Below are 25,784 nucleotides of genomic sequence, written 5' to 3' on the forward strand. Positions count from 1 at the left end.
TGAAGGCGGTCCATTCAATATGGATGTGACTGATAAACCGCCTTCGCGAGCAGGCTCGCTCTCACATTTGCCCGGTGGTGTTCTGTAGAAAGGTACCGTCCGTAGCCCCATCGAAACTTTCGCCGCCGCCCCAGAGTCATCCAAAGACAGGAGCCGTCAGGCGGGAGGCGACATGACAGCGAATCACACCGATATTCCCGCACACTCGAACGCAACCGAGATGCGGGTACAGGGTTCGTCCGTCACTTGTCGTTTCACGGTGCTGACGGTCAACACCCATAAAGGCTTCACCGCGCTCAACCGGCGTTTCATCCTGCCGGAACTGCGTGAAGCGGTGCGCAGCGTGTCTGCCGACGTGGTGTTCTTGCAGGAAGTCCACGGCACCCACGAGCAGCATCCCAGGCGCTACACCAACTGGCCAACGATGCCGCAATACGAGTTCCTCGCCGACACCTTGTGGCCGCAGTTCGCCTATGGCCGCAATGCGGTATATCCGGCGGGCGATCACGGTAATGCGCTGTTGTCGAAGTTCCAGATCATCCGCCACGACAACCTCGATGTGTCCATCAGCGGGCACGAGAACCGCGGGCTCTTGCATTGTGTGTTGCGTTTGCCCGGCGACGGCCAGGAAGTGCACGCCATTTGCGTACACCTGGGGCTGCGCGAAACCCATCGCACCGCGCAATTGAAGCTCCTCGCCCAACGCCTGGACGCCCTGCCCCGTGACGCCCCGGTGATTGTCGCCGGGGACTTCAACGATTGGCGCCAGCGCGCCGATGCATTGCTCAAACCCAGCGGCTTGCGCGAAGTCTTCGCCGCGCACCATGGCAAACCGGCGCGCAGTTTTCCCGCGCGCTTGCCGGCATTGCGCCTGGACCGCATCTACGTGCGCAACCTCAAGGCCAGCCACCCGCGAGTGCTGACCTCCCGGCCCTGGTCGCACCTTTCCGACCACGTCCCGCTGTCGGTGGAGATCGAGCTGTGAGCAGCCAGTCGATGGAAAAAAACACGCTGGAACACATCCCCGCTCCGCCGACCCGCGAGCCGACAGCGGTCGATGTCGAATACGGCTGGCAAGGCAGCAATCGGGTCGAGCTGCTGGAGAATGGCGAGGCGTACTTTCCCCGGGTGTTTGAAGCCCTGCGCCGGGCGCAAAATGAAATCCTGCTGGAAACCTTCATTCTGTTCGAGGACAAGGTCGGCAATGAGCTGCAACAGATCCTGATCGAAGCTGCTCAACGCGGCGTGCGCACCACTGTCAGCCTCGACGGCTTTGGCTGCGGCGAACTGAGTATCGGGTTCCTCACCGCCCTGACCGCCGCCGGCGTGCATCTGCAAATGTTCGATCCGGCACCGAAACGCCTGGGCATCCGCACCAACTGGTTCCGGCGCCTGCACCGCAAGATTGTGGTGGTGGATGGCACCGTGGCGTTCGTCGGCGGGATCAACTTTTCCGCCGATCATCTGGCCGACTTCGGCCCCGAGGCCAAACAGGATTATTCCGTGGAAGTGCAAGGCCCGGCCGTGGCCGATATCCATCACTTCGCCCTGCTGCAATGCGGTCGCCCGGTGCGGGCCAAATACTGGTGGCAACGCCGTCGGCAGCGGCGTTCGGAACTGGCCTTCAGTGATCACGATGGTCAGGTGCGGCTGGTGTACCGCGACAACGGGGAACACCAGACCGACATCGAGGAGGTTTACCGCCAGGTGTTGCGCCAGGCGCAGCGCCGGGTGGTGATCGCCAACGCTTACTTCTTTCCCGGTTTCCGCCTGCTGCGCGAGATCCGCAACGCGGCTCGTCGAGGCGTGGATGTGCGGCTGATCCTGCAGGGCCAGCCAGACATGCGGGTGGCCAAGCTTGCGGCGCGCATGACCTACGATTACTTGCTCAAGTCCGGGGTGAAGATCTACGAATATTGCGAGCGCCCGCTGCACGGCAAGGTCGCGCTGGTGGATGAAGACTGGAGCACCGTTGGCTCGAGCAATCTCGACCCGTTGAGCCTGTCGATGAATCTGGAAGCCAACGTGCTGATCCGCGACCGAGGCTTCAATCGTCATCTGTTCGATCGCCTGGAAGACCTCAGCGACAACCATTGCCAGGCCATGTCTCACGACATCGCGCCACGCGGGCGTGTCTGGCACATGACCATCGGTTTTCTGGTGTTTCACTTCCTGCGGCATTTCCCGGCGTGGGCCGGTTGGTTGCCGGCGCATAAACCTCGCCTGAAACCCTTCCCTGTTCCGACCGGGAGCGCTGACCATGAACCGCGCTGAGCACCACACGGCAACTCACGCCAAAAGCCCTGGCAAGCCGCACTGGAGCCGCTGGAAACGACCGCTGACGATGCTGTTTTTCCTGATGCTGATCGTGCTGTTCACGATGCTCGCCCAGCGCCTGGAATGGAACGAAGTGTTCGATAACCTGGCGGATTTCAAGGTGCGCACGCTGATCATTGCGTCGGGGCTGACCCTGGTGAGTTTTCTGGTGTACGCCTGCTTCGACCTGATCGGCCGCACCTACATCCGCCAGAACCTGACCTGGAAGCAGATTCTGCCCGTAGGGATCATCAGCTACGCCTTCAACCTGAATCTGAGCGCCTGGGTCGGCGGTATCGCCATGCGTTACCGGCTGTATTCGCGGCTCGGGGTCAGCAAGAGCAACATCGCGAAAATCCTCGGCCTGAGCCTGGCGACCAACTGGTTTGGGTACATGGTGATTGCCGGCGCCGTGTTCAGCAGCGGGCTGGTGCGTATGCCGCCGGGCTGGAAGCTCAGCAGTAGCGCGCTGCAGGGCGTGGGAGTTTTGTTGTTACTGCTGAGCGCCGGGTACCTGGCGGCGTGCCGCTTTGCCAAACGTCGGGAGTGGGCGATTCGAGGCATCGAGATTGACCTGCCGTCGCTGCACATGGCGGTGCTGCAACTGGCCCTCGGTGCCCTGAACTGGTCGCTGATGGCGGCGGTGATTTTCACCTTGCTGCCGAGCAAACTGGATTATCCACTAGTATTGGGCGTGCTGTTGATCAGTGCCATCGCCGGGGTCATCACTCACATCCCGGCCGGGCTCGGCGTGCTGGAAGCCGTGTTCGTGGCGTTGCTGCAACACGAGGTTAAGCGGGGCAGCCTGGTGGCTGGACTGCTGGCCTATCGGGCGATTTATTTCATCCTGCCGCTGTTGATTGCCCTGGTGATGTATTTGCTGGTGGAGGCCAAGGCCAAGGCGTTGCGGATCGAGAGAAAACCCAAATAATCTGTTGTGCTTCCAAGACCGCCATCGCGAGCAAGCTCGCTCCCACAGGTTTAGCGGTGTACATATATTTTGTGTACGACTCGGACGCTGCGGGAGATTTGTTGTGAATGGCCTACCGTGCCGCACCCCCCGGCGTCACCCCAAACCGCGTCCGGTAATCACTCGGCGCCAATCCGGTGATTTTCTTGAACGTTGCGCGAAATGCCCCGGGGTCCTGATAACCCACGGTCCAGGCGATGTGGTCGATGGTGCCATTGGTGAACTCAAGCATTTCCCGGGCCTTGCCGACTCGCAGATGCTGGCAGTATTCCGTGGGTTTGAGCCCGGTGGCCGCGCGGAAGCGGCGCAGGAAGGTGCGTTCTTCCAGGCCAGCCTTTTCGGCCATCGCCGCCAGCGACACATCGGTCGCCCCGGTGCTTTGCAGCCAGTGTTGCACCTTGAGTATCGCCGCATCGCCATGACTGAGGATCGGCGCAAAATTGCTGCCGCACTCACTGGCGCTGTCGCTGTGCTCCACCACCAGAAAACGCGCGGTGTTGGTAGCGATGCTCGGGCCCAGCAGCCGGTTGACCAGGCGCAAACCCAGTTCGGACCAGGCCATCAGCCCGGCGGTGGTAATCAGGTCGCCGTCATCGACGATCGGCGTATCGGCCTTGAGCCGTATCGCCGGATAACGTTCGGCGAAGGCTTTGGCCGAGGTCCAGTGGGTGGTGGCGCTGCGACCGTCGAGCAGACCGCTTTCGGCCAACAGGATAGAACCCACGCAAACCCCACCCAGTGTCGCACCCTTGGCATGTTGCTCACGCAACCAGCGGATCAATCCCTGGGGCGCCTGGCCCTCGGAAAAACCGCCGATCGACGGCGGAATCAACACGGCCACCAGGGCGCGCTCCGGGCCGGGATGGCTGTCGAAGACCCGAACCGGTGGCTGATCACCTTCGACCTGCCAATGACTGACCCGCAACAGCGGCAACTGCGCAGACTGATGTTCGGCGGCAATCCGGTTCGCCACCCCGAACAAGTCCGTCAAGCCATGCACCGCCGCCATCTGCGCGCCGGGATAGATCAACACACCGAGTTCGGCGATTGCCCTTTCTGCATCCATTGTCAGTTTTCCCCCTTCTATTGTCGGTGCGGCCAATCCTCGGATCGCCTGCCAGACCCAATACTTCATTCCACACCAACACACACTTCGAGGAAACAGTCATGGCCAAGCAAGCGCTCATCGTAGTCGATATCCAGAACGACTACTTCCCCCAAGGCAAGTGGCCGCTGGTCGGTGCCGACGCTGCCGCCGACAACGCCGTCCGCCTGATCAAGGCCTTCCGCGACGCAGGGGATTCAGTGGTGCACATCCGCCACGAATTCACCTCCGAAGAGGCGCCGTTTTTCACCCCGAACTCCGAAGGCGCCAAGCTGCACCCGAAAGTGCTCAACCGCGCCGACGAACCGGTGGTACTCAAGCACTTCGTCAACTCGTTCCGCGAAACCGAGCTGAAATCGATCCTCGACGAACAAGGCATCAAGGAGCTGGTGGTCGTGGGCAGCATGAGCCACATGTGCGTCGACGGCATCACTCGTGCGGCGGCGGATTTTGGCTATACGGTCACCGTGATCCACGACGCCTGCGCCACCCGTGACCTGGAGTTCAATGGCATAGCGGTTCCGGCGGCGCAGGTTCATGCGGCGTTCATGGCGGCCCTCGCGTTTGCCTATGCCAGCGTGGTGTCGACCAACGAGTTCCTGGCGGCCTGAGTCTGCACCAAATTTCACCGTCCATAAAAAACCCGCACTTCAGACCGAAGTGCGGGTTTTGTTTTGTCAGCTTGCCGCTTGTAACTTGAGACTTGCAGCTGCTTTAGAACGGGATATCGTCATCAAAGCTATCGAAGTCCGGAGCCGGCTGAGGAGCGGCCTGCTGTGGAGCCGGACGCGACTGTTGCGGTGCCGACTGCTGTGGACGTGGAGCCTGCTGGCGCGGAGCGGGTTGCTGGTAGTTGTTACCACCGCCCTGGCCCTGCTGGTCGCCCTGTGGACGGCCGCCCAGCAGTTGCATGGTGCCTTGCATGTCGACCACGATTTCGGTGGTGTAACGCTTGATACCGTCTTTTTCCCACTCGCGGGTCTGCAGCTTGCCTTCGATGTAGACCTGCGAACCTTTACGCAGGTATTCGCCAGCGATTTCTGCAACCTTGCCGAACATCGACACACGGTGCCATTCGGTCTTTTCGACTTTCTGACCGGTTTGCTTGTCGGTCCACTGTTCGCTGGTCGCCAGACTCAGGTTGGTCACGGCGTTACCGTTAGGCAAGTAGCGAACTTCGGGATCCTGGCCGCAAGTGCCGACCAATATGACTTTGTTAACCCCACGGGCCATAACGTTCTCCTAGGCTACGCACGCTGCCCCGGCCGGGTTGTTCACCAGGCACTCAAGGGTGGTGCGATCCAATAGTTCGGTGTCCAGTTTGATGTAAATCGCCGCCTCTTCCGCGACGATGACTGCATCTGTTACCCCTACGACCGCCATCAGGCGCTCGACCAGACCCGCTTCGCGGATCGCCTCTGGCGACAACGGCAAGCGCAGGCTCGTGACGTAGGGAGGTTCGCGCATGGTAACAGCAAAGGCCAGCCAGAGGGCAGCCAGACCGGCGCATCCGAGGAACACAACCGACAGACCGCCATGCTGGAACAGCCAGCCACCGAGGATTCCCCCCAGTGCCGAGCCGAGGAACTGGCTGGTGGAGTAAACCCCCATCGCCGTGCCCTTGCCGCCTGCCGGTGAAACCTTGCTGATCAACGACGGCAACGAAGCTTCCAGCAGATTGAACGCGGTGAAGAACACCACCGTACCGATCACCAGAGCCCGCAAGCTATCGCCAAACTGCCAGAAGAATAGCTCAGTGAGCATCAGCGTCACGACGGAGCCGAGTAAAACTCGTTTCATTTTGCGTTTCTTCTCGCCGTAGATAATGAACGGGATCATGGCGAAGAAAGAAATCAGCAACGCTGTCAGATACACCCACCAGTGCTGCTCTTTGGGCAGCCCGGCTTTCTCGACCAGCGCCAGCGGCAAGGCGACGAAGCTGGACATCAACATCGCGTGCAACACAAAAATGCCCAGGTCCAGGCGCAGCAGGTCCGGATGCTTGAGGGTCGGGATCAGCGCCTGGCGCGCGACACCGGACTCACGGTGCTGCAACGGGCCGGTGGAGCGCGGCACCATGAACATCACGATCACGATGCCGAACAGCGCCATGCCGCCGGTGGCAAGGAACAGCCCGGACAACCCGAAGGCGCGGGTCAACAGCGGGCCGACCACCATGGCCACCGCAAACGACAGGCCGATGGTCATGCCGATCATGGCCATGGCCTTGGTCCGGTGCTGCTCGCGGGTCAGGTCGGACAGCAAGGCCATGACCGCCGCGGAAATCGCCCCGGCGCCCTGCAGGATCCGCCCGGCGATCACGCCCCAGATCGAGTCGGCATTGGCTGCCAGCAGACTGCCGAGGGCAAAGACGATCAGGCCCAGGTAAATCACCGGGCGGCGACCGATGCGGTCGGAAATGAAACCGAACGGAATCTGGAACACTGCCTGGGTCAGGCCATAAGCGCCAATCGCCAGACCGATCAGGGCCGGCGTGGCTCCGGCCAGATCCATCCCATAGGTCGCCAGTACCGGCAACACCATGAACATGCCAAGCATACGGAAGGCGAACACCAGGGCCAGACCGCTTGCTGCGCGGGTCTCGCTGCCACTCATGCGCTCGCTGTGGGGATCGTGCATGGAAAAACCTCATGTGAACCGGCGGCGATTCTACCAGTCCCATCGATTGGCAGGGTATATCGCGACGCTTTGACGCGCATTGCTGACACACTCTTCATGTAAGACAGTAGCCCACTCGTTTGATAGTGTGCATCCATCCAGTATTTGGCCGTATACTCCTACGTTTTCGACGCCCGCCAAGCGAGGCCACCTTGGACAAGATCCTGATTCGTGGGGCTCGAACCCACAACCTGAAGAACATCGACCTGACCCTGCCACGGGACAAGCTGATCGTCATCACCGGCCTGTCCGGCTCCGGCAAGTCGTCCCTGGCTTTCGACACCCTGTACGCCGAAGGTCAGCGCCGCTACGTCGAATCGCTGTCGGCCTACGCCCGGCAGTTCCTGTCGATGATGGAAAAGCCCGACGTCGACACCATCGAAGGCCTGTCGCCAGCGATCTCCATCGAACAGAAGTCGACCTCGCACAACCCGCGCTCGACGGTCGGCACCATCACCGAAATCTACGACTACCTGCGCCTGCTTTATGCACGCGTGGGTATTCCGCGCTGCCCGGATCACGATATCCCGCTGGAAGCGCAGACCGTCAGCCAGATGGTCGACCTGGTCCTCGCCGAACCGGAGGGCAGCAAGCTGATGCTGTTGGCGCCGGTCATCCGCGAGCGCAAAGGCGAACACCTGTCGGTTTTCGAAGAGCTGCGCGCTCAGGGCTTCGTCCGCGCCCGAATCAACGGCAAGCTCTATGAGCTGGATGAAGCGCCCAAGCTCGACAAGCAAAAAAAACACACCATCGATGTCGTGGTCGACCGTTTCAAGGTTCGCGCCGACCTGCAACAACGCCTGGCCGAATCCTTCGAGACCGCGCTGAAACTGGCGGACGGCATCGCCCTGGTGGCGCCGATGGACGACGAGCCGGGCGAAGAGATGATCTTCTCCGCACGCTTCGCCTGCCCGATCTGCGGCCACGCGATCAGCGAACTGGAACCCAAGCTGTTCTCCTTCAACAACCCGGCCGGCGCCTGTCCGACCTGCGATGGTTTGGGGGTGAAGCAGTTCTTCGACATCAAGCGACTGGTCAATGGCGAACTGACCCTGGCCGAAGGAGCGATTCGCGGCTGGGATCGACGTAACGTCTATTACTTCCAGATGCTCGGCTCGCTGGCCTCGCACTACAAGTTCAGCCTCGAAGTACCCTTCAACGAACTGCCGGCCGATCAGCAGAAATTCATCCTGCACGGCAGCGGTTCGCAAAACGTCGACTTCAAATACCTGAACGACCGTGGCGATATTGTCAAACGCTCGCACCCGTTCGAAGGCATCGTGCCGAACCTGGAACGCCGTTACCGCGAAACCGAGTCGGCATCGGTGCGCGAAGAACTGGCCAAGTTCCTCAGCACCCAGTCGTGCCCGGATTGCCGTGGCACCCGTCTGCGGCGTGAAGCGCGTCATGTGTGGGTTGGCGAGAAGACCCTGCCGGCAGTGACCAACCTGCCGATCGGCGATGCCTCTGATTATTTTGGCGGGCTCAAGCTCACCGGCCGGCGTGGTGAAATCGCCGACAAGATCCTCAAGGAAATTCGCGAGCGCCTGCAGTTCCTGGTCAACGTCGGCCTCGACTATCTGTCGCTGGATCGCAGCGCGGACACCCTGTCCGGTGGCGAGGCCCAGCGTATTCGCTTGGCCAGCCAGATTGGCGCCGGCCTGGTGGGCGTCCTGTACATCCTCGACGAACCGTCCATCGGCCTGCATCAGCGCGATAACGACCGGCTGCTGGGCACCCTCAAGCACCTGCGCGACATCGGTAACACGGTGATCGTGGTCGAGCACGACGAAGACGCGATCCGACTGGCCGACTACGTGGTGGACATCGGCCCGGGCGCTGGCGTGCACGGCGGGCACATCGTCGCCGAAGGCACACCGGCCGAGGTCATGGCGCACCCGGACTCGCTGACGGGCAAATACCTGTCGGGCCGGGTGAAGATCGAAGTCCCGGCCAAGCGCACACCGCGCAACAAGAAGCTGACGCTGTCGCTCAAGGGCGCGCGTGGCAACAACCTGCGCAATGTCGATCTGGAGATTCCGATCGGCCTGCTGACCTGTGTCACCGGTGTGTCCGGTTCCGGCAAGTCGACGCTGATCAACAACACCCTGTTCCCGCTGAGCGCCACGGCGCTGAATGGCGCCACTACCCTTGAAGCGGCTGTCCACGACAGCATCAAGGGCCTGGAGCACCTGGACAAGGTCGTCGACATCGACCAGAGCCCGATCGGCCGCACACCGCGCTCCAACCCGGCGACCTACACCGGATTGTTCACACCGATTCGCGAGTTGTTCGCCGGCGTACCGGAGTCCCGCTCCCGGGGCTACGGGCCGGGGCGTTTCTCCTTCAACGTCAAGGGCGGCCGCTGCGAAGCCTGCCAGGGCGACGGCCTGATCAAGGTCGAGATGCACTTCCTGCCGGACATCTACGTGCCCTGCGACGTGTGCAAGAGCAAGCGTTACAACCGCGAGACCCTGGAGATCAAGTACAAGGGCAAGAGCATCCACGAAACCCTCGAGATGACCATCGAGGAAGCGCGGGTGTTCTTCGATGCCGTACCGGCCTTGGCGCGCAAGCTGCAAACGTTGATGGACGTCGGCCTGTCGTACATCAAGCTGGGGCAATCGGCGACCACCCTGTCCGGCGGTGAAGCCCAGCGGGTGAAACTGTCCCGCGAGCTGTCCAAGCGCGATACCGGCAAGACCCTGTACATCCTCGACGAACCCACCACCGGGCTACACTTCGCTGATATCCAGCAACTGCTGGACGTGTTGCATCGCCTGCGCGACCACGGTAACACCGTGGTAGTGATCGAACACAACCTGGACGTGATCAAGACCGCTGACTGGCTGGTGGACCTGGGTCCGGAGGGTGGTTCCAAGGGCGGGCAGATCATTGCCGTCGGCACGCCGGAGGAAGTGGCCGAGATGAAGCAATCCCATACCGGTTACTACCTCAAGCCGCTGCTGGAGCGTGACAGGGCTTAACCGGGCCCCATGAAAAAGCCCCTGTCACTTCATCAGCGACAGGGGCTTTTTTGTATTCGCAGCAATCAGGTGTGGGATTGCAGGTAGTTCTCAAGCCCGATCAACTTGATCAGACCCAACTGCTTCTCGAGCCAGTAGGTGTGATCTTCTTCGGTGTCATGCAATTGAACCCGCAGCATTTCGCGGCTGACATAGTCCTTGTGCTGCTCGCAGAGCTTGATGCCCTTGCACAGCGCAGCCCGCACCTTGTATTCCAGGCGCAAATCCGCTTCGAGCATCTCGGTCACCGTGGTGCCGACATCGAGATCGTCCGGACGCATGCGCGGCGTGCCTTCGAGCATCAGAATCCGGCGCATCAGGGCGTCAGCGTGCCCTGCTTCCTCTTCCATCTCGTGGTTGATTCGTTCGTAGAGCTTGGTGAAACCCCAGTCCTCATACATCCGCGAGTGGACGAAATATTGATCACGCGCGGCCAGTTCGCCGGTCAGCAACGTGTTGAGGTAATCGATCACATCTGGGTGGCCTAGCATCGCCCTACATCTCCCTGCTTGAAAGTTGTAGTTTGAACCAACATGCCCGTACCGTCACTCGCAAGACGCAATAAAAGCGAAGACATTCTGAGAAAATCGGCCGAAATAACGCAAAAAACCGCCCAAACAAGGGCGGTTCTGCTTCTCATTTAGACTTCGTTAAGCTGTACGTTGAGCAGCTTCGCGATTGCTTCTCCATACGCCGGGTCAGCCTTGTAGAAATGTTGCAGCTGGCGATCAACCACATCACTCGACACACCCGCCATCGCACCGGCGATGTTGCTGACCAGCAGCGATTTCTGCTCTTCAGTCATCAAGCGGAACAACGCGCCGGCATGACTGTAGTAATCAGTGTCTTCACGGTGGTCGTAACGATCAGCGGCACCACTGAGGGCCAGCGCCGGCTCTGCGTAACGAGGCGCCTGCTTCGGCGACTCGACATGGCTGTTCGGCTCGTAGTTCGGCGCCGCACCGCCATTGCTGCCAAAAGCCATCGAACCATCGCGCTGGTAACTGTTGACCGGACTCCGCGGAGCGTTGACTGGCAACTGCTGGTGATTGGTACCGACACGGTAGCGATGAGCGTCCGCGTAGGCGAAGACCCGACCTTGCAGCATACGATCCGGCGACAGACCAACGCCCGGGACCATATTGCTGAGACCGAACGCCGCTTGCTCGACTTCCGCGAAGTAGTTCTGCGGATTGCGATTGAGCTCAAGTTCTCCGACTTCAATCAGTGGAAACTCTTTCTGCGACCAGGTTTTGGTGACATCAAACGGGTTCTCGTAGTGCGCCGCCGCCTGAGCCTCGCTCATGATCTGAATGCACACGCGCCATTTCGGGAAATCACCCTGCTCGATGGCATTGAACAGGTCACGCTGGGCGTAATCCGGATCAGTACCCGCCAGGCGCGCAGCCTCGGCAGGAGCAAGGTTCTTGATCCCCTGTTTGGTCTTGTAGTGCCACTTCACCCAGTGGCGCTCACCTTGAGCGTTGATGAGGCTGTAAGTGTGGCTGCCGAAGCCGTGCATGTGGCGGTATCCATCAGGGATACCCCGGTCGGAGAACAGGATGGTGACCTGGTGCAGCGCCTCGGGCGAATGCGACCAGAAGTCCCACATCGCCTGGGCACTCTTCAGGTTGCTTTGCGGCAAACGCTTCTGGGTGTGAATAAAGTCCGGAAACTTCAGCGGATCGCGAATGAAGAACACCGGGGTGTTGTTACCAACAATGTCCCAGTTGCCTTCCTCGGTGTAAAACTTCAGGGCAAAGCCGCGCGGATCACGCTCGGTATCGGCCGAACCACGCTCACCGCCCACAGTGGAAAACCGCAGGAAAGTCGGGGTTTGCTTGCCGATTGCCTCAAACAGCTTCGCGCTGGTGTATTGAGTGATATCGCGCGTCACGGTGAACGTACCGTAGGCACCCGAGCCTTTGGCGTGTACACGGCGCTCAGGGATGTTTTCACGGTTGAAGTGGGCAAGCTTCTCGATCAGGTGAAAGTCGTCGAGCAGCAGCGGGCCACGAGGGCCGGCGGAACGGGAATTCTGGTTATCAGCAACAGGAGCGCCACTGGCGGTGGTAAGCGTTTTGTTTTGGCTCATGCGATCTTCCTTCCTCTGTCGGTCTTGAACTGCCGGCTATCGGCTGAGAAGGAGTATTGATCATCAATATGACAGCTACAAATTCATTAACTTGCAGACATCGATAGATAAAAACTAATGATCATCCCCATCACATAATGCCGATGTGGACGAAGGAGACGCTTGTACAAACGGCGCGTTTCTTATAGACACAAAAAACCGGGCACTAGGCCCGGTTCTTTGTTTCAGACTGACGTCTTACTCGGCAGATACAGCTTCGCCGGCAGTAGCACGATCAACCAACTCGACGTACGCCATAGGCGCGTTGTCGCCAGCGCGGAAACCGCACTTGAGGATGCGCAGGTAGCCACCCTCACGGGTAGCGTAACGCTTGCCCAGGTCGTTGAAGAGCTTACCAACGATAGCTTTCGAACGAGTACGGTCGAAAGCCAGACGGCGGTTAGCAACGCTATCTATCTTGGCCAAAGTGATCAGCGGCTCGGCAACGCGGCGCAGTTCTTTAGCTTTTGGCAGAGTAGTTTTGATCAGCTCGTGCTCGAACAGCGACACCGCCATGTTTTGGAACATGGCCTTGCGGTGCGAGCTGGTGCGGCTCAGGTGACGACCACTTTTACGATGACGCATGGTTCATTCCTTACCAAACACTACGTTCGGTGATTACGACGATCAGGCAGTCGCCTTGTCGTCCTTCTTAAGACTTGCAGGCGGCCAGTTGTCGAGGCGCATGCCGAGGGACAGACCGCGGGAGGCCAGAACGTCCTTGATTTCAGTCAAGGATTTCTTGCCCAGGTTCGGAGTCTTCAACAGCTCTACTTCGGTACGCTGAATCAGGTCACCGATGTAGTAGATGTTTTCCGCCTTAAGGCAGTTAGCCGAACGTACAGTCAGTTCCAGATCGTCAACCGGGCGAAGCAGGATCGGATCGATCTCGTCTTCCTGCTCGACAACCACTGGCTCACTGTCACCCTTGAGGTCGACGAACGCAGCCAACTGCTGTTGCAGGATGGTTGCAGCGCGGCGAATTGCCTCTTCAGGATCCAGAGTACCGTTGGTTTCCAGATCAATAACCAGCTTGTCCAGGTTAGTACGCTGCTCGACACGGGCGTTTTCCACCACGTATGCGATACGGCGAACCGGGCTGAACGAAGAGTCAAGCTGCAAGCGACCGATGCTGCGGCTTTCGTCTTCATCGCTCTGACGCGAATCTGCCGGTTCATAACCACGACCACGAGCTACTACGAGCTTCATGTTCAGGGCGCCGTTAGACGCCAGGTTAGCGATTACGTGATCGGGATTAACGATCTCGACATCATGATCCAGCTGAATATCGGCAGCGGTAACCACCCCCGAACCCTTCTTCGACAAGGTCAGCGTAACTTCGTCACGACCGTGCAGCTTGATAGCCAGACCTTTAAGGTTCAACAGGATTTCAATTACGTCTTCCTGTACACCTTCGATGGCGCTGTACTCGTGGAGCACACCGTCAATCTCGGCCTCGACTACTGCACAGCCGGGCATTGAGGACAACAGGATGCGGCGCAGCGCGTTGCCCAGGGTATGGCCAAAGCCACGCTCGAGAGGCTCGAGAGTGATCTTGGCGCGGGTTGGACTGACAACCTGCACATCAATGTGGCGGGGTGTCAGGAACTCATTTACCGAAATCTGCATGGATGCACCTATTTTCTAGCCCTTACTTGGAGTAGAGCTCGACAATCAGGCTTTCGTTGATGTCGGCGGACAGATCACTGCGAGCTGGAACGTTCTTGAAAACGCCCGACTTCTTCTCAGTGTCTACTTCTACCCATTCTACGCGGCCACGTTGGGCACACAGATCGAGAGCTTGGACAATGCGAAGTTGATTTTTTGCTTTCTCGCGAACAGCGACCACGTCACCAGCACGAACCTGGTAGGACGGAACGTTAACGGTCTGACCGTTTACGCTGATCGACTTGTGCGATACCAGCTGACGGGATTCGGCACGAGTCGAACCAAAGCCCATACGGTATACAACGTTGTCCAGACGGCATTCGAGCAGTTGCAGCAGGTTTTCACCGGTTGCACCTTTCTTGCCAGCAGCTTCTTTGTAGTAGCCGCTGAATTGACGCTCGAGAACGCCGTAGATACGACGGACCTTCTGCTTTTCACGCAGTTGGGTGCCGTAGTCGGACTGGCGACCGCGGCGTTGGCCGTGGATACCAGGTGCTGCTTCAATGTTGCACTTCGATTCGATCGCGCGCACGCCGCTCTTCAGGAAGAGATCGGTGCCTTCGCGACGAGCGAGTTTGCATTTTGGACCAATGTAACGAGCCATTCTTTACAATCTCCTGGATTACACGCGGCGCTTCTTCGGCGGACGGCACCCGTTGTGCGGGATTGGCGTCACGTCGGTGATGCTGGCGATCTTGTAGCCACAGCCGTTCAAAGCGCGGACTGCGGATTCACGACCTGGACCTGGACCTTTGACATTGACGTCAAGGTTTTTCAGGCCGTATTCCAGCGCAGCTTGACCAGCACGTTCAGCAGCTACTTGAGCAGCAAACGGGGTGGACTTGCGGGAACCGCGGAAACCCGAACCACCGGAGGTAGCCCAGGAAAGAGCGTTACCTTGACGGTCGGTGATGGTCACGATGGTGTTGTTAAAAGATGCATGGATGTGGGCGATGCCATCAACCACTGTCTTTTTAACTTTTTTACGAGGACGAGCAGCAGGTTTTGCCATGATTAAATTCCTGTCGATTCGCTGGGGCGATTACTTGCGGATCGGCTTACGCGGACCTTTACGGGTACGCGCGTTGGTCTTGGTACGCTGACCGCGCACTGGAAGACCGCGACGATGACGCAGACCGCGATAGCAACCGAGGTCCATCAAGCGCTTGATTTTCATGTTGATTTCGCGACGCAGGTCACCTTCAGTGGTGAACTTCGCCACTTCGCCACGCAGCTGTTCAATTTGCTCGTCGCTCAGATCTTTGATCTTTGCTGCTGGGTTTACCCCAGTCTCTGCACAAATTTTCTGTGCAGTAGTGCGACCAACACCATAGATGTAGGTCAGCGAGATAACAGTATGCTTGTTATCTGGAATGTTAACGCCTGCAATACGGGCCATTCAGTGGGACTCCAATTGACAGCTACCTACGCCCCGGAAGCCAAGAAATAGGGCGCGAGATAATATCGCTGTAATAACAAATAATCAACCCGGCAGCGCACTAGCTGCCGGGCTTGAAGCACAATCACACTCAGCCTTGGCGCTGTTTGTGACGCGGTTCCGCGCTGCAAATTACTCGAACAACACCTTCGCGGCGAATAATCTTGCAGTTACGGCACAGCTTTTTCACCGATGCACGAACTTTCATCACCAACTCCTCGAACCTTATGGGTCAGCGCAGCATGCCGCTGCCGTAACCCTTCAGGTTGGCTTTCTTCATCAGGGATTCGTACTGGTGCGAAACGAGGTGCGATTGTACTTGGGACATGAAGTCCATCACAACCACGACGACGATCAGCAACGAGGTCCCGCCAAGGTAGAACGGTACGTTGGCTGCAACCACCAGGAACTGGGGCAACAGGCAGACGGCCGTCATGTAAAGAGCACCGAACATGGTCAAGCGAGTCAGAACGCCATCAATGTAGCGCGCAGACTGCTCACCTGGACGGATGCCCGGAATAAAGGCACCGGACTTCTTCAGGTTTTCCGCTACGTCTTTCGGATTGAACATCAACGCCGTATAGAAGAAGCAGAAGAAAATAATCCCTGCACTAAACAGCAGAATATTCAACGGCTGACCAGGAGCGATCGACTGCGAGATGTCCTGCAACCAGCCCATACCTTCAGACTGACCGAACCAGGCACCCAACGAAGCCGGGAACAGCAAAATGCTGCTCGCGAAAATAGCCGGAATAACACCGGCCATGTTCACCTTCAGCGGCAAGTGGCTGGTCTGCGCAGCGAAGACCTTGCGGCCCTGCTGACGCTTGGCGTAGTGAACAGCAATACGACGCTGACCACGCTCAATGAACACCACGAAACCGATAATCGCTACTGCCAGCAAACCGATGGCAACCAGGGCGAAGATATTGATATCACCCTGACGTGCAGACTCGAAAGACTGCCCGATCGCTCTCGGAAGACCGGCGACGATACCCGAAAAAATCAACATCGAGATACCGTTGCCAACACCACGCTCAGTAATCTGCTCACCCAGCCACATCATGAACATCGCACCAGCCACAAACGTGGATACCGCGACGAAATGGAAGCCAAAGTCACCAGTGAACGCAACGCCCTGCCCCGCCAGACCAATGGACATGCCAATAGCCTGGACGAGAGCGAGGACGACAGTGCCGTAGCGGGTGTACTGGCTGATCTTGCGACGGCCAGCTTCACCTTCCTTCTTCAACTGCTCCAGCTGCGGGCTGACGGCGGTCATCAGTTGCATGATGATCGATGCCGAGATGTACGGCATGATCCCCAGTGCAAAGATGCTCATCCGTTCCAGCGCGCCGCCGGAAAACATGTTGAACAAGCTAAGAATGGTCCCCTCATTCTGTCGAAACAGGTCCGCGAGACGGTCCGGGTTGATACCTGGAACCGGGATGTGTGCGCCTATTCGGTAGACGATAATCGCCAGGAACAGAAAACGCAGACGAGCCCAGAGTTCAGACATACCGCCTTTGCCGAGCGCAGAGAGAGCACCTTGCTTAGCCATTTATTCCTCGAACTTGCCGCCAGCTGCTTCGATAGCCGCACGCGCACCTTTGGTGGCGCCGATTCCCTTGCCGATAGTGACAGCGCGAGTCACTTCACCGGACAGCATGATTTTCACACGCTGTACGTTGACGTTGATCACGTTGGCATCTTTCAGGGACTGCACGGTGACGATGTCGCCTTCCACTTTAGCCAGCTCGGACAGACGCACTTCTGCGCGGTCCATGGCTTTCAGGGAAACGAAACCGAACTTCGGCAGGCGACGATGCAGCGGCTGTTGACCGCCTTCAAAGCCTGGAGCAATGGTGCCACCGGAGCGGGAGGTCTGACCTTTGTGACCACGGCCACCAGTCTTACCCAAACCGCTACCGATACCACGGCCCGGACGATGCTTTTCGCGACGGGAACCCGGCGCTGGACTCAGATCATTGAGTTTCATCGATTAACCCTCGACACGCAGCATGTAGTAAGCCTTGTTGATCATCCCGCGATTCTCGGGAGTATCCTGGACTTCTACAGTGTGACCGATGCGACGCAGACCCAGACCCTTAACGCACAGTTTGTGGTTAGGGATGCGGCCGGTCATGCTTTTGATCAGCGTTACTTTTACGGTAGCCATGATCAGAAGATCTCCTTGACGCTTTTGCCACGCTTGGCGGCAATGGATTCAGGAGACTGCATTGCTTTCAAACCCTTGAAAGTGGCGTGAACCACGTTTACCGGGTTAGTCGAGCCGTAGCACTTGGCCAGAACGTTCTGAACGCCAGCAACTTCGAGGACAGCACGCATAGCGCCGCCAGCGATGATACCGGTACCTTCAGAAGCAGGCTGCATGTACACCTTCGAAGCGCCGTGAGCGGACTTCATTGCGTACTGCAGAGTGGTGCCGTTCAGATCAACCTGGATCATGTTGCGGCGAGCAGCTTCCATTGCCTTCTGGATCGCAGCAGGCACTTCACGCGACTTGCCACGGCCGAAGCCAACACGGCCTTTACCATCACCAACCACGGTCAACGCGGTGAAAGTGAAGATACGGCCGCCTTTAACGGTTTTGGCTACGCGGTTAACTTGAACCAGCTTCTCGATGTAGCCTTCGTCGCGCTTTTGGTCGTTATTTGACATAACTTAGAACTCCAGCCCAGCTTCACGAGCAGCATCAGCCAGCGCTTTAACGCGGCCGTGGTACTTGAAGCCAGAGCGGTCGAAAGCCACTTGCGAGACGCCAGCGGCCTTAGCACGCGTAGCGACCAGCTGGCCAACCTTAGTGGCCGCGTCGATGTTGCCGGTGGCACCATCACGCAGTTCTTTATCCAAAGTCGAGGCGCTTGCCAAGACTTTGTTGCCGTCGGCCGAAATGACCTGGGCGTAGATGTGCTGCGAAGAGCGGAACACGCAGAGACGCACGACTTCGAGTTCGTGCATTTTCAGGCGTGCTTTGCGAGCGCGACGCAGTCGAGTAACTTTTTTGTCGGTCATTTGCTATGCCCTACTTCTTCTTGGCTTCTTTACGACGGACGACTTCGTCCGCGTAGCGCACACCTTTGCCTTTGTACGGCTCTGGTGGACGGAAGTCGCGGATCTCGGCGGCCACTTGACCTACCAGCTGCTTGTCGATGCCCTTGATCAGGATATCGGTCTGGCTAGGAGTCTCAGCGGTGATGCCTTCCGGCAGTTCGTAATCCACTGGGTGCGAGAAGCCAAGAGCCAGGTTCAGCACTGTGCCTTTTGCTTGCGCTTTGTAACCAACACCGACCAGCTGGAGCTTGCGCTCGAAGCCTTGGCTTACGCCTTGGACCATGTTGTTTACCAACGCACGAGTGGTACCAGCCATTGCGCGAGTCTGTTGATCGCCATTGCGAGCAGCGAAACGCAGCTCACCGGCTTCTTCAACGATCTCAACGGACGAATGGATGTTCAGTTCAAGAGTGCCCTTGGCACCCTTCACCGAAAGCTGTTGGCCTGCGAATTTTACTTCGACACCGGCTGGCAGCTTAACGGGGTTCTTAGCGACGCGAGACATGCTTATCCCCCCTTAGAACACAGTGCAAAGAACTTCGCCGCCGACACCGGCAGCGCGCGCAGCACGATCAGTCATCACACCCTTGTTGGTGGAGACGATAGACACACCGAGACCGCCACGAACTTTTGGCAGATCATCGACGGACTTGTACTGACGCAGGCCTGGACGGCTAACGCGCTTCACTTCTTCGATAACCGGACGGCCTTCGAAGTACTTCAGCTCGATGGACAGCAGTGGTTTGATTTCGCTGCTGATCTGATAACCCGCAATGTAACCTTCGTCCTTCAGGACTTTGGCAACAGCTACCTTCAACGTGGAAGATGGCATGCTTACGACGGACTTTTCAGCCATCTGGGCATTACGGATACGAGTTAGCATGTCCGCTAACGGGTCCTGCATACTCATGGGCTAGACGCTCCTAATACAAAAAAATTAGCCTTGCGGCTATTACGTGTCGCCGAGAATCTCCGAGCATGAAAAACACGGGCTCAGGCGAGCCGGGTATTCTAGACACACCCCAGAAATGAATCAAGCCCCAAAAGGGGCTTGATTCAGATTCAAGGCCACCGGTGGTCAGGATCTTGCGATCCTGGACACCGAGACTTTGACAGTACTTACCAGCTGGCTTTAACCAGACCCGGTACGTCACCACGCATGGCAGCTTCACGCAGCTTGTTACGGCCGAGGCCGAACTTGCGGTAAACGCCGTGTGGACGACCGGTCAGGCGGCAGCGGTTACGCATGCGCGAAGCGCTTGCGTCACGTGGCTGCTTCTGCAGGGCTACTGTAGCTTCCCAACGCGCTTCTGGACTTGCGTTCAGATCAACGATGATAGCTTTCAGTGCTGCACGCTTCTTGGCGTACTTGGCAACCGTGAGCTGACGCTTCAGCTCGCGGTTTTTCATGCTCATCTTGGCCATGGTCCTACTCCAATCAGTTGCGGAACGGGAATTTGAACGCACGCAGCAGAGCGCGGCCTTCATCATCGTTCTTGGCAGTGGTGGTCAGGGTGATGTCCAGACCGCGGAGAGCATCGATCTTGTCGTAGTCGATTTCCGGGAAGATGATCTGCTCTTTCACGCCCATGCTGTAGTTGCCACGACCATCGAAGGACTTGGCATTCAGGCCGCGGAAGTCGCGAACCCGAGGCAGGGAGATCGACAGCAGACGATCCAGGAACTCGTACATACGCTCACGGCGCAGGGTCACTTTGACGCCGATCGGCCAACCTTCACGGACTTTAAAGCCAGCGATGGATTTGCGAGCGTAGGTCACAACGACTTTCTGGCCTGTGATCTTTTCCAGGTCAGCAACAGCGTGCTCGATGACTTTTTTGTCGCCGATCGCTTCGCCCAGACCCATGTTCAGGGTGATTTTGGTAACGCGCGGAACTTCCATCACGTTCGAAAGCTTAAGTTCTTCCTTAAGTTTCGGAGCAATTTCCTTCCGGTAAATCTCTTTTAGTCGTGCCATGGTCTCATCTACCTAGCAGTGTTCAAGCATCAACCGCTTTTTGGGTCGACTTGAAGACACGAATTTTCTTGCCGTCTTCTACTTTGAAACCAACGCGGTCAGCCTTGTTGGTTTCGCCGTTGAAAATGGCGACGTTAGAAGCATCCAGCGGAGCTTCTTTTTCGACGATACCGCCCTGCACGCCCGACATCGGGTTAGGCTTGGTATGACGCTTAACCAGGTTCAGACCACCAATAACCAAACGGTTGTTAGCGAGAACCTTAAGCACCTTACCGCGCTTACCTTTGTCTTTGCCGGCGATCACGATGATCTCGTCGTCACGACGAATCTTTTGCATGTCGGATCTCCTTACAGCACTTCTGGGGCGAGCGAGACGATCTTCATGAACTTCTCAGTACGAAGTTCACGGGTCACTGGCCCAAAGATACGGGTGCCGATCGGCTCTTGCTTGTTGTTCAGAAGAACAGCAGCGTTGCCATCAAAGCGGATAATGGAGCCATCAGCACGACGTACGCCGTGACGAGTGCGGACTACAACAGCAGTCATCACTTGGCCTTTTTTCACTTTACCGCGAGGAATTGCTTCCTTCACGGTAACTTTGATGATGTCACCGATACCAGCGTAACGACGATGGGAGCCACCCAGCACCTTGATGCACATAACACGGCGAGCGCCGCTGTTATCGGCCACATCGAGCATGGATTGAGTCTGAATCATATAATTTCTCCGACCCCTAGTCCTTAGACTTCCACAGCGCGTTCGAGAACATCAACCAGCGCCCAAGACTTGGTCTTGGCCAAAGGACGAGTTTCACGAATAGTGACTTTGTCGCCGATGTGGCACTGATTGGTTTCGTCGTGCGCGTGCAGCTTAGTCGAACGCTTAACGTATTTACCGTAGATCGGGTGCTTAACGCGACGCTCGATCAGAACGGTGATGGTTTTGTCCATCTTGTCGCTGACAACACGGCCAGTCAGCGTACGGACAGTTTTTTCGGCTTCAGCCATGATTACTTACCTGCCTGCTGGTTGAGCACAGTCTTCACGCGAGCGATGTCACGCTTAACTTGCGAGAGCAGATGAGACTGCCCCAACTGGCCAGTTGCTTTCTGCATACGCAGATTGAACTGGTCGCGCAGCAAGCCGAGCAGTTGCTCGTTCAGCTGCTGTGCGGATTTTTCACGAAGTTCATTCGCTTTCATCACATCACCGTCCGTTTAACAAAGGAGGTGGCGAGCGGCAGCTTTGCAGCAGCCAGGGCGAAAGCCTCACGCGCCAGCTCTTCAGAAACACCCTCGATTTCATACAGGACTTTGCCTGGCTGAATCTGGGCAACCCAGTACTCCACGTTACCCTTACCTTTACCCATACGAACCTCGAGAGGTTTCTTGGAGATCGGCTTGTCCGGGAATACACGGATCCAGATCTTGCCACCACGTTTTACGTGACGGGTCAGAGCACGACGCGCTGACTCGATCTGACGAGCGGTGAGACGACCACGAGCAACAGACTTCAGCGCGAACTCGCCGAAGCTGACTTTGCTACCGCGCAATGCCAGGCCACGGTTGTGACCAGTCATTTGCTTGCGGAACTTCGTACGCTTTGGTTGCAACATTTGGCGTACCCCTTACTTAGCAGCTTTTTTACGAGGCGCTGGTGCTTGTGGTTTCAGTTCTTCTTGGCGACCACCAATTACTTCGCCTTTGAAGATCCAAACCTTTACACCGATCACACCGTAAGTGGTGTGAGCTTCGTAGTTGGCATAGTCGATGTCGGCACGCAGGGTGTGCAGTGGCACACGACCTTCGCGATACCATTCAGTACGTGCGATTTCAGCACCGCCGAGACGACCGCTCACTTGGATTTTGATGCCTTTGGCACCAATGCGCATGGCGTTCTGCACGGCGCGCTTCATAGCGCGACGGAACATTACGCGACGCTCCAGCTGCTGAGCTACGCTCTGCGCAACCAGCATACCGTCGAGTTCCGGCTTGCGGATCTCTTCGATATTGATGTGCACAGGCACACCCATTTGCTTGGTCAGGTCCTGACGCAGTTTCTCAACATCTTCACCTTTCTTCCCGATAACGATACCTGGACGAGCGGTGTGGATGGTGATACGTGCAGTTTGGGCCGGACGATGGATATCGATACGGCTTACGGACGCGCTTTTTAGTTTGTCTTGGAGATACTCACGCACCTTCAGATCTGCGAGCAAATAGTCCGCATAAGTCCGACCGTCTGCGTACCAGACGGAGGTGTGCTCCTTGACGATTCCCAGGCGAATGCCAATGGGATGTACTTTCTGACCCATCTCTTCGACTCCGTTACTTGTCAGCAACCTTGACAGTGATATGGCAAGACCGCTTGACGATGCGATCAGCACGGCCTTTGGCACGTGGCATGATGCGCTTCAGCGAACGCCCTTCGTTGACGAAAACGGTGCTGACCTTCAGGTCATCAACGTCTGCGCCTTCGTTATGCTCGGCGTTGGCTACGGCCGACTCCAGCACTTTCTTCATGATCTCGGCGGCTTTCTTACTGCTGAAAGCCAACAAGTTGAGCGCTTCGCCCACCTTCTTCCCGCGGATCTGGTCGGCGACCAAGCGGGCTTTCTGGGCGGAGATTCGAGCGCCCGACAACTTAGCGGCTACTTCCATTTCCTAACCCCTTAACGCTTGGCTTTCTTGTCTGCCACGTGCCCGCGATAAGTGCGGGTACCGGCAAACTCGCCCAGTTTGTGGCCGACCATGTCTTCGTTCACGAGAACTGGGACGTGCTGACGACCGTTGTGTACTGCGATGGTCAGACCGACCATTTGTGGCAGGATCATCGAACGACGCGACCAGGTTTTCACCGGCTTGCGATCGTTCTTTTCCGCCGCCACTTCGATCTTCTTCAGTAGGTGAAGATCGATAAAAGGACCTTTTTTCAGAGAACGTGGCACTGTCGTATCCCTCTATTTACTTGCGACGACGGACGATCATTTTGTCGGTACGCTTATTACCACGAGTCTTCGCGCCCTTAGTCGGGAAGCCCCATGGCGATACCGGATGACGACCACCAGAGGTACGACCTTCACCACCACCATGTGGGTGGTCAACCGGGTTCATGGCAACACCACGAACGGTTGGGCGAACGCCACGCCAGCGTTTGGCACCAGCTTTACCCAGCGAACGCAGGCTGTGCTCGGAGTTCGAGACTTCGCCCAGGGTCGCACGGCATTCAGCCAGGACTTTACGCATTTCACCGGAACGCAGACGCAGGGTAACGTACACGCCTTCACGAGCGATCAGCTGAGCCGAAGCACCAGCGGAACGAGCGATCTGAGCGCCTTTACCTGGCTTCAATTCGATGCCGTGTACGGTGCTACCAACTGGAATGTTGCGCAGTTGCAGAGCGTTGCCCGGCTTGATCGGTGCCAGGGCACCTGCGATCAGCTGGTCGCCAGCGCTCACGCCTTTAGGGGCGATGATGTAGCGACGCTCGCCATCTGCGTACAGCAGCAGAGCGATGTGAGCAGTACGGTTTGGATCGTATTCGATACGCTCGACAGTGGCAGAGATGCCATCTTTGTCGTTGCGACGGAAGTCGACCAGACGATAATGCTGCTTATGGCCACCACCGATGTGACGAGTGGTAATACGACCATTGTTGTTACGACCACCAGTCTTCGATTTCTTCTCGAGCAGCGGTGCGTGAGGAGCGCCTTTATGCAGCTCCTGGTTGACCACCTTGACCACAAAACGGCGGCCAGGGGAAGTCGGTTTGCATTTAACGATTGCCATGATGCACCCCTTCCTTACTCAGCACTGCTGCTGAAATCGAGATCTTGGCCTGGCTGAAGGGAGATAACTGCCTTCTTCCAGTCATTACGCTTGCCCAGTCCGCGAGCAGTGCGCTTGCTCTTACCCAGAACATTCAGGGTAGTAACACGCTCTACTTTCACGCTGAACAGGCTTTCGACGGCCTTCTTGATTTCCAGCTTGGTTGCGTCAGTAGCAACCTTGAAAACGAACTGGCCTTTCTTGTCTGCCAGAACCGTAGCCTTCTCGGAAACGTGCGGGCCAAGCAGAACTTTAAATACGCGTTCCTGGTTCATCCCAGCAGCTCCTCGAATTTCTTCACGGCCGACACGGTGATCAACACCTTGTCGTATGCGATCAGACTAACTGGATCGGAACCTTGCACGTCACGTACATCTACGTGTGGCAGGTTACGAGCAGCCAGGTACAGGTTCTGATCAACAGCGTCGGACACGATCAGAACGTCGGTCAGGCTCATGTTGTTCAGTTTGCCCAGCAGGTCTTTGGTTTTCGGCGTTTCAACGGCGAAATCCTGAACCACGACCAGACGATCAGTACGCACCAGCTCAGCAAGGATGGAACGCATTGCTGCGCGGTACATCTTCTTGTTCAGCTTCTGGGAGTGATCCTGAGGACGAGCTGCGAAAGTGGTACCGCCGCCACGCCAGATTGGGCTACGGATAGTACCGGCACGAGCACGGCCAGTACCTTTCTGACGCCATGGGCGCTTACCGCCACCACGAACGTCGGAACGGGTCTTTTGCTGCTTGGAACCCTGACGACCGCCAGCCATGTAGGCTACGACTGCTTGGTGAACCAGCGTCTCGTTGAACTCGCCGCCAAATGTCAGTTCGGAAACTTCGATCGCTTGAGCGTCATTTACATTTAATTGCATGTCAGCTTCCCCTTAACCGCGAGCCTTGGCTGCTGGACGTACAACCAAGTTGCCGCCAGTAGCGCCAGGAACAGCGCCCTTGACCAACAACAGATTGCGTTCAGCGTCCACGCGCACTACTTCGAGGGACTGCACGGTCACGCGCTCAGCGCCCATATGACCGGACATTTTTTTGCCCTTGAATACACGACCAGGAGTCTGGCACTGGCCGATAGAGCCTGGAACGCGGTGGGATACGGAGTTACCGTGGGTGTTATCTTGCCCGCGGAAATTCCAACGCTTGATCGTACCCTGGAAGCCTTTACCCTTGGACTGACCGGTTACATCAACCAGTTGACCAGCGGCGAAGATTTCAGCGTTGATCAGATCGCCGGCCTGGTACTCGCCTTCTTCAAGGCGGAATTCCATTACGGTACGACCAGCGGCAACGTTCGCTTTAGCGAAGTGGCCAGCCTGAGCTGCTGTTACACGCGAAGCACGACGCTCGCCGACAGTGACTTGCACTGCACGATAGCCATCGGTCTCTTCAGTTTTGAACTGGGTGACGCGATTCGGCTCGATCTCAATGACCGTGACCGGAATGGAGACACCTTCTTCGGTGAAAATACGGGTCATACCGCATTTACGACCGACTACACCAATAGTCATGTTGTAAACCTCATGAGTGTACGGGGCTTTCACCCGCTATGGCCGCC

At 57.5% G+C, this 25,784-nt stretch carries 37 protein-coding genes; 5 read left to right on the plus strand and 32 right to left on the minus strand.

Annotation, left to right across the window (positions count from 1 at the left end; genetic code table 11):
• The first annotated feature begins 220 nt into the window (after positions 1 to 220).
• Genes AABM52_RS27390 through AABM52_RS27400 form a run of 3 tightly spaced genes read left to right on the plus strand, consistent with a single transcriptional unit; the run spans position 221 to position 3,247 of the window.
• Positions 221 to 985 carry an endonuclease/exonuclease/phosphatase family protein gene (locus AABM52_RS27390; protein ID WP_347912699.1) on the plus strand — a complete coding sequence of 255 codons (765 nt, stop codon included), beginning with the start codon at positions 221 to 223 and terminating at the stop codon, positions 983 to 985.
• Entirely contained in the window at positions 982 to 2,274 is a 1,293-nt protein-coding gene (clsB, locus tag AABM52_RS27395; RefSeq protein WP_347909388.1) for a cardiolipin synthase ClsB, read from the plus strand. The genes AABM52_RS27390 and clsB overlap by 4 nt, the downstream gene beginning before the upstream one ends.
• Positions 2,261 to 3,247 carry a lysylphosphatidylglycerol synthase domain-containing protein gene (locus AABM52_RS27400; protein ID WP_347909389.1) on the plus strand — a complete coding sequence of 329 codons (987 nt, stop codon included), beginning with the start codon at positions 2,261 to 2,263 and terminating at the stop codon, positions 3,245 to 3,247. Before clsB ends, AABM52_RS27400 begins: the two co-directional genes overlap by 14 nt.
• Positions 3,248 to 3,359: 112 nt before the next feature.
• Here the strand turns inward: AABM52_RS27400 and AABM52_RS27405 are convergent, their stop codons facing one another.
• Positions 3,360 to 4,352, minus strand: a complete 993-nt coding sequence (locus AABM52_RS27405; RefSeq protein ID WP_347909390.1) for a GlxA family transcriptional regulator — start codon at positions 4,350 to 4,352, stop codon at positions 3,360 to 3,362.
• Positions 4,353 to 4,453: 101 nt separating this feature from the next.
• On the opposite strand from AABM52_RS27405, the gene AABM52_RS27410 reads away from it, so the two are divergent.
• Positions 4,454 to 5,002 carry a cysteine hydrolase family protein gene (locus AABM52_RS27410; protein ID WP_347909391.1) on the plus strand — a complete coding sequence of 183 codons (549 nt, stop codon included), beginning with the start codon at positions 4,454 to 4,456 and terminating at the stop codon, positions 5,000 to 5,002.
• Between the two features lie 103 nt (positions 5,003 to 5,105).
• Here AABM52_RS27410 and AABM52_RS27415 read toward each other — a convergent pair whose 3' ends face one another.
• On the minus strand, positions 5,106 to 5,624 hold the full coding sequence (locus AABM52_RS27415) for a single-stranded DNA-binding protein (protein WP_347909392.1): 519 nt from the start codon (positions 5,622 to 5,624) through the stop codon (positions 5,106 to 5,108).
• 9 nt (positions 5,625 to 5,633) lie between these two features.
• The gene (locus tag AABM52_RS27420) at positions 5,634 to 7,031 is read right to left on the minus strand and encodes an MFS transporter (RefSeq protein WP_347909393.1); all 1,398 of its coding nucleotides are present in this window, start codon (positions 7,029 to 7,031) and stop codon (positions 5,634 to 5,636) included.
• 191 nt (positions 7,032 to 7,222) lie between these two features.
• On the opposite strand from AABM52_RS27420, the gene uvrA reads away from it, so the two are divergent.
• The gene (gene uvrA / locus AABM52_RS27425) at positions 7,223 to 10,057 is read left to right on the plus strand and encodes an excinuclease ABC subunit UvrA (protein WP_347909394.1); all 2,835 of its coding nucleotides are present in this window, start codon (positions 7,223 to 7,225) and stop codon (positions 10,055 to 10,057) included.
• Between the two features lie 65 nt (positions 10,058 to 10,122).
• On the opposite strand, the gene bfr is transcribed toward uvrA, so the two are convergent.
• The 29 genes from bfr to rplC form a co-directional block, all read right to left on the minus strand.
• Entirely contained in the window at positions 10,123 to 10,587 is a 465-nt protein-coding gene (gene bfr, locus AABM52_RS27430; RefSeq protein WP_347909396.1) for a bacterioferritin, read from the minus strand.
• Positions 10,588 to 10,736: 149 nt separating this feature from the next.
• Positions 10,737 to 12,191, minus strand: coding sequence for a catalase (locus AABM52_RS27435; protein WP_347909397.1), 1,455 nt, complete (start codon positions 12,189 to 12,191; stop codon positions 10,737 to 10,739).
• A 237-nt stretch (positions 12,192 to 12,428) separates the two neighbouring features.
• Complete coding sequence (gene rplQ / locus AABM52_RS27440; RefSeq protein ID WP_046041617.1) at positions 12,429 to 12,815, minus strand: 50S ribosomal protein L17; 387 nt, start codon at positions 12,813 to 12,815, stop codon at positions 12,429 to 12,431.
• A 42-nt stretch (positions 12,816 to 12,857) separates the two neighbouring features.
• Positions 12,858 to 13,859: a DNA-directed RNA polymerase subunit alpha gene (gene rpoA, locus AABM52_RS27445; RefSeq protein ID WP_007970428.1), complete on the minus strand. Its 1,002-nt coding sequence runs from the start codon at positions 13,857 to 13,859 to the stop codon at positions 12,858 to 12,860.
• A 22-nt stretch (positions 13,860 to 13,881) separates the two neighbouring features.
• Positions 13,882 to 14,502 (minus strand): 30S ribosomal protein S4, encoded by a 621-nt coding sequence (gene rpsD, locus AABM52_RS27450; RefSeq protein WP_003176404.1) that lies wholly within the window; start codon positions 14,500 to 14,502, stop codon positions 13,882 to 13,884.
• 18 nt (positions 14,503 to 14,520) lie between these two features.
• Complete coding sequence (gene rpsK / locus AABM52_RS27455; protein ID WP_002555466.1) at positions 14,521 to 14,910, minus strand: 30S ribosomal protein S11; 390 nt, start codon at positions 14,908 to 14,910, stop codon at positions 14,521 to 14,523.
• A gap of 30 nt (positions 14,911 to 14,940) precedes the next feature.
• On the minus strand, positions 14,941 to 15,297 hold the full coding sequence (gene rpsM, locus AABM52_RS27460) for a 30S ribosomal protein S13 (protein ID WP_009045849.1): 357 nt from the start codon (positions 15,295 to 15,297) through the stop codon (positions 14,941 to 14,943).
• A gap of 130 nt (positions 15,298 to 15,427) precedes the next feature.
• Complete coding sequence (rpmJ, locus tag AABM52_RS27465; RefSeq protein WP_002555468.1) at positions 15,428 to 15,544, minus strand: 50S ribosomal protein L36; 117 nt, start codon at positions 15,542 to 15,544, stop codon at positions 15,428 to 15,430.
• Between the two features lie 24 nt (positions 15,545 to 15,568).
• Complete coding sequence (gene secY / locus AABM52_RS27470) at positions 15,569 to 16,897, minus strand: preprotein translocase subunit SecY (RefSeq protein WP_003228718.1); 1,329 nt, start codon at positions 16,895 to 16,897, stop codon at positions 15,569 to 15,571.
• Positions 16,898 to 17,335, minus strand: coding sequence for a 50S ribosomal protein L15 (gene rplO, locus AABM52_RS27475; protein ID WP_003228720.1), 438 nt, complete (start codon positions 17,333 to 17,335; stop codon positions 16,898 to 16,900).
• Between the two features lie 3 nt (positions 17,336 to 17,338).
• Positions 17,339 to 17,515 carry a 50S ribosomal protein L30 gene (gene rpmD, locus AABM52_RS27480; RefSeq protein ID WP_003176408.1) on the minus strand — a complete coding sequence of 59 codons (177 nt, stop codon included), beginning with the start codon at positions 17,513 to 17,515 and terminating at the stop codon, positions 17,339 to 17,341.
• A 2-nt stretch (positions 17,516 to 17,517) separates the two neighbouring features.
• A complete protein-coding gene (rpsE, locus tag AABM52_RS27485) occupies positions 17,518 to 18,018 on the minus strand; it encodes a 30S ribosomal protein S5 (RefSeq protein WP_003186035.1) in 501 nt (166 codons plus the stop codon).
• Positions 18,019 to 18,021: 3 nt separating this feature from the next.
• On the minus strand, positions 18,022 to 18,372 hold the full coding sequence (gene rplR / locus AABM52_RS27490; protein ID WP_003186037.1) for a 50S ribosomal protein L18: 351 nt from the start codon (positions 18,370 to 18,372) through the stop codon (positions 18,022 to 18,024).
• A gap of 10 nt (positions 18,373 to 18,382) precedes the next feature.
• Entirely contained in the window at positions 18,383 to 18,916 is a 534-nt protein-coding gene (gene rplF / locus AABM52_RS27495) for a 50S ribosomal protein L6 (RefSeq protein ID WP_003176412.1), read from the minus strand.
• 12 nt (positions 18,917 to 18,928) lie between these two features.
• Positions 18,929 to 19,321 (minus strand): 30S ribosomal protein S8, encoded by a 393-nt coding sequence (gene rpsH, locus AABM52_RS27500; RefSeq protein WP_003186040.1) that lies wholly within the window; start codon positions 19,319 to 19,321, stop codon positions 18,929 to 18,931.
• A 209-nt stretch (positions 19,322 to 19,530) separates the two neighbouring features.
• Positions 19,531 to 19,836 carry a 30S ribosomal protein S14 gene (rpsN, locus tag AABM52_RS27505; protein WP_003176414.1) on the minus strand — a complete coding sequence of 102 codons (306 nt, stop codon included), beginning with the start codon at positions 19,834 to 19,836 and terminating at the stop codon, positions 19,531 to 19,533.
• Positions 19,837 to 19,849: 13 nt separating this feature from the next.
• The gene (gene rplE, locus AABM52_RS27510) at positions 19,850 to 20,389 is read right to left on the minus strand and encodes a 50S ribosomal protein L5 (RefSeq protein WP_003210069.1); all 540 of its coding nucleotides are present in this window, start codon (positions 20,387 to 20,389) and stop codon (positions 19,850 to 19,852) included.
• Positions 20,390 to 20,411: 22 nt separating this feature from the next.
• The gene (rplX, locus tag AABM52_RS27515) at positions 20,412 to 20,726 is read right to left on the minus strand and encodes a 50S ribosomal protein L24 (protein ID WP_003176416.1); all 315 of its coding nucleotides are present in this window, start codon (positions 20,724 to 20,726) and stop codon (positions 20,412 to 20,414) included.
• A gap of 11 nt (positions 20,727 to 20,737) precedes the next feature.
• Positions 20,738 to 21,106: a 50S ribosomal protein L14 gene (gene rplN, locus AABM52_RS27520; protein WP_002555479.1), complete on the minus strand. Its 369-nt coding sequence runs from the start codon at positions 21,104 to 21,106 to the stop codon at positions 20,738 to 20,740.
• Between the two features lie 23 nt (positions 21,107 to 21,129).
• Positions 21,130 to 21,396 (minus strand): 30S ribosomal protein S17, encoded by a 267-nt coding sequence (rpsQ, locus tag AABM52_RS27525; protein ID WP_003176419.1) that lies wholly within the window; start codon positions 21,394 to 21,396, stop codon positions 21,130 to 21,132.
• Between the two features lie 2 nt (positions 21,397 to 21,398).
• Complete coding sequence (gene rpmC / locus AABM52_RS27530) at positions 21,399 to 21,590, minus strand: 50S ribosomal protein L29 (protein ID WP_002555481.1); 192 nt, start codon at positions 21,588 to 21,590, stop codon at positions 21,399 to 21,401.
• Positions 21,590 to 22,003 (minus strand): 50S ribosomal protein L16, encoded by a 414-nt coding sequence (rplP, locus tag AABM52_RS27535; protein ID WP_003228729.1) that lies wholly within the window; start codon positions 22,001 to 22,003, stop codon positions 21,590 to 21,592. The genes rpmC and rplP overlap by 1 nt, the downstream gene beginning before the upstream one ends.
• A gap of 12 nt (positions 22,004 to 22,015) precedes the next feature.
• On the minus strand, positions 22,016 to 22,702 hold the full coding sequence (gene rpsC, locus AABM52_RS27540; RefSeq protein ID WP_008065719.1) for a 30S ribosomal protein S3: 687 nt from the start codon (positions 22,700 to 22,702) through the stop codon (positions 22,016 to 22,018).
• Between the two features lie 13 nt (positions 22,703 to 22,715).
• A complete protein-coding gene (gene rplV, locus AABM52_RS27545; RefSeq protein ID WP_003103908.1) occupies positions 22,716 to 23,048 on the minus strand; it encodes a 50S ribosomal protein L22 in 333 nt (110 codons plus the stop codon).
• 11 nt (positions 23,049 to 23,059) lie between these two features.
• Entirely contained in the window at positions 23,060 to 23,335 is a 276-nt protein-coding gene (gene rpsS / locus AABM52_RS27550) for a 30S ribosomal protein S19 (RefSeq protein ID WP_002555486.1), read from the minus strand.
• A gap of 16 nt (positions 23,336 to 23,351) precedes the next feature.
• Positions 23,352 to 24,176 carry a 50S ribosomal protein L2 gene (gene rplB / locus AABM52_RS27555; RefSeq protein ID WP_003176423.1) on the minus strand — a complete coding sequence of 275 codons (825 nt, stop codon included), beginning with the start codon at positions 24,174 to 24,176 and terminating at the stop codon, positions 23,352 to 23,354.
• A gap of 14 nt (positions 24,177 to 24,190) precedes the next feature.
• Positions 24,191 to 24,490, minus strand: a complete 300-nt coding sequence (gene rplW, locus AABM52_RS27560) for a 50S ribosomal protein L23 (RefSeq protein ID WP_002555488.1) — start codon at positions 24,488 to 24,490, stop codon at positions 24,191 to 24,193.
• A complete protein-coding gene (gene rplD / locus AABM52_RS27565) occupies positions 24,487 to 25,089 on the minus strand; it encodes a 50S ribosomal protein L4 (protein WP_003228735.1) in 603 nt (200 codons plus the stop codon). Before rplD ends, rplW begins: the two co-directional genes overlap by 4 nt.
• 12 nt (positions 25,090 to 25,101) lie before the next feature.
• On the minus strand, positions 25,102 to 25,737 hold the full coding sequence (rplC, locus tag AABM52_RS27570; RefSeq protein WP_003186059.1) for a 50S ribosomal protein L3: 636 nt from the start codon (positions 25,735 to 25,737) through the stop codon (positions 25,102 to 25,104).
• Positions 25,738 to 25,784: the final 47 nt, after the last annotated feature.

The sequence above is a fragment of the Pseudomonas grandcourensis genome (genome assembly GCF_039909015.1).
Taxonomy (GTDB): domain Bacteria; phylum Pseudomonadota; class Gammaproteobacteria; order Pseudomonadales; family Pseudomonadaceae; genus Aquipseudomonas; species Aquipseudomonas grandcourensis.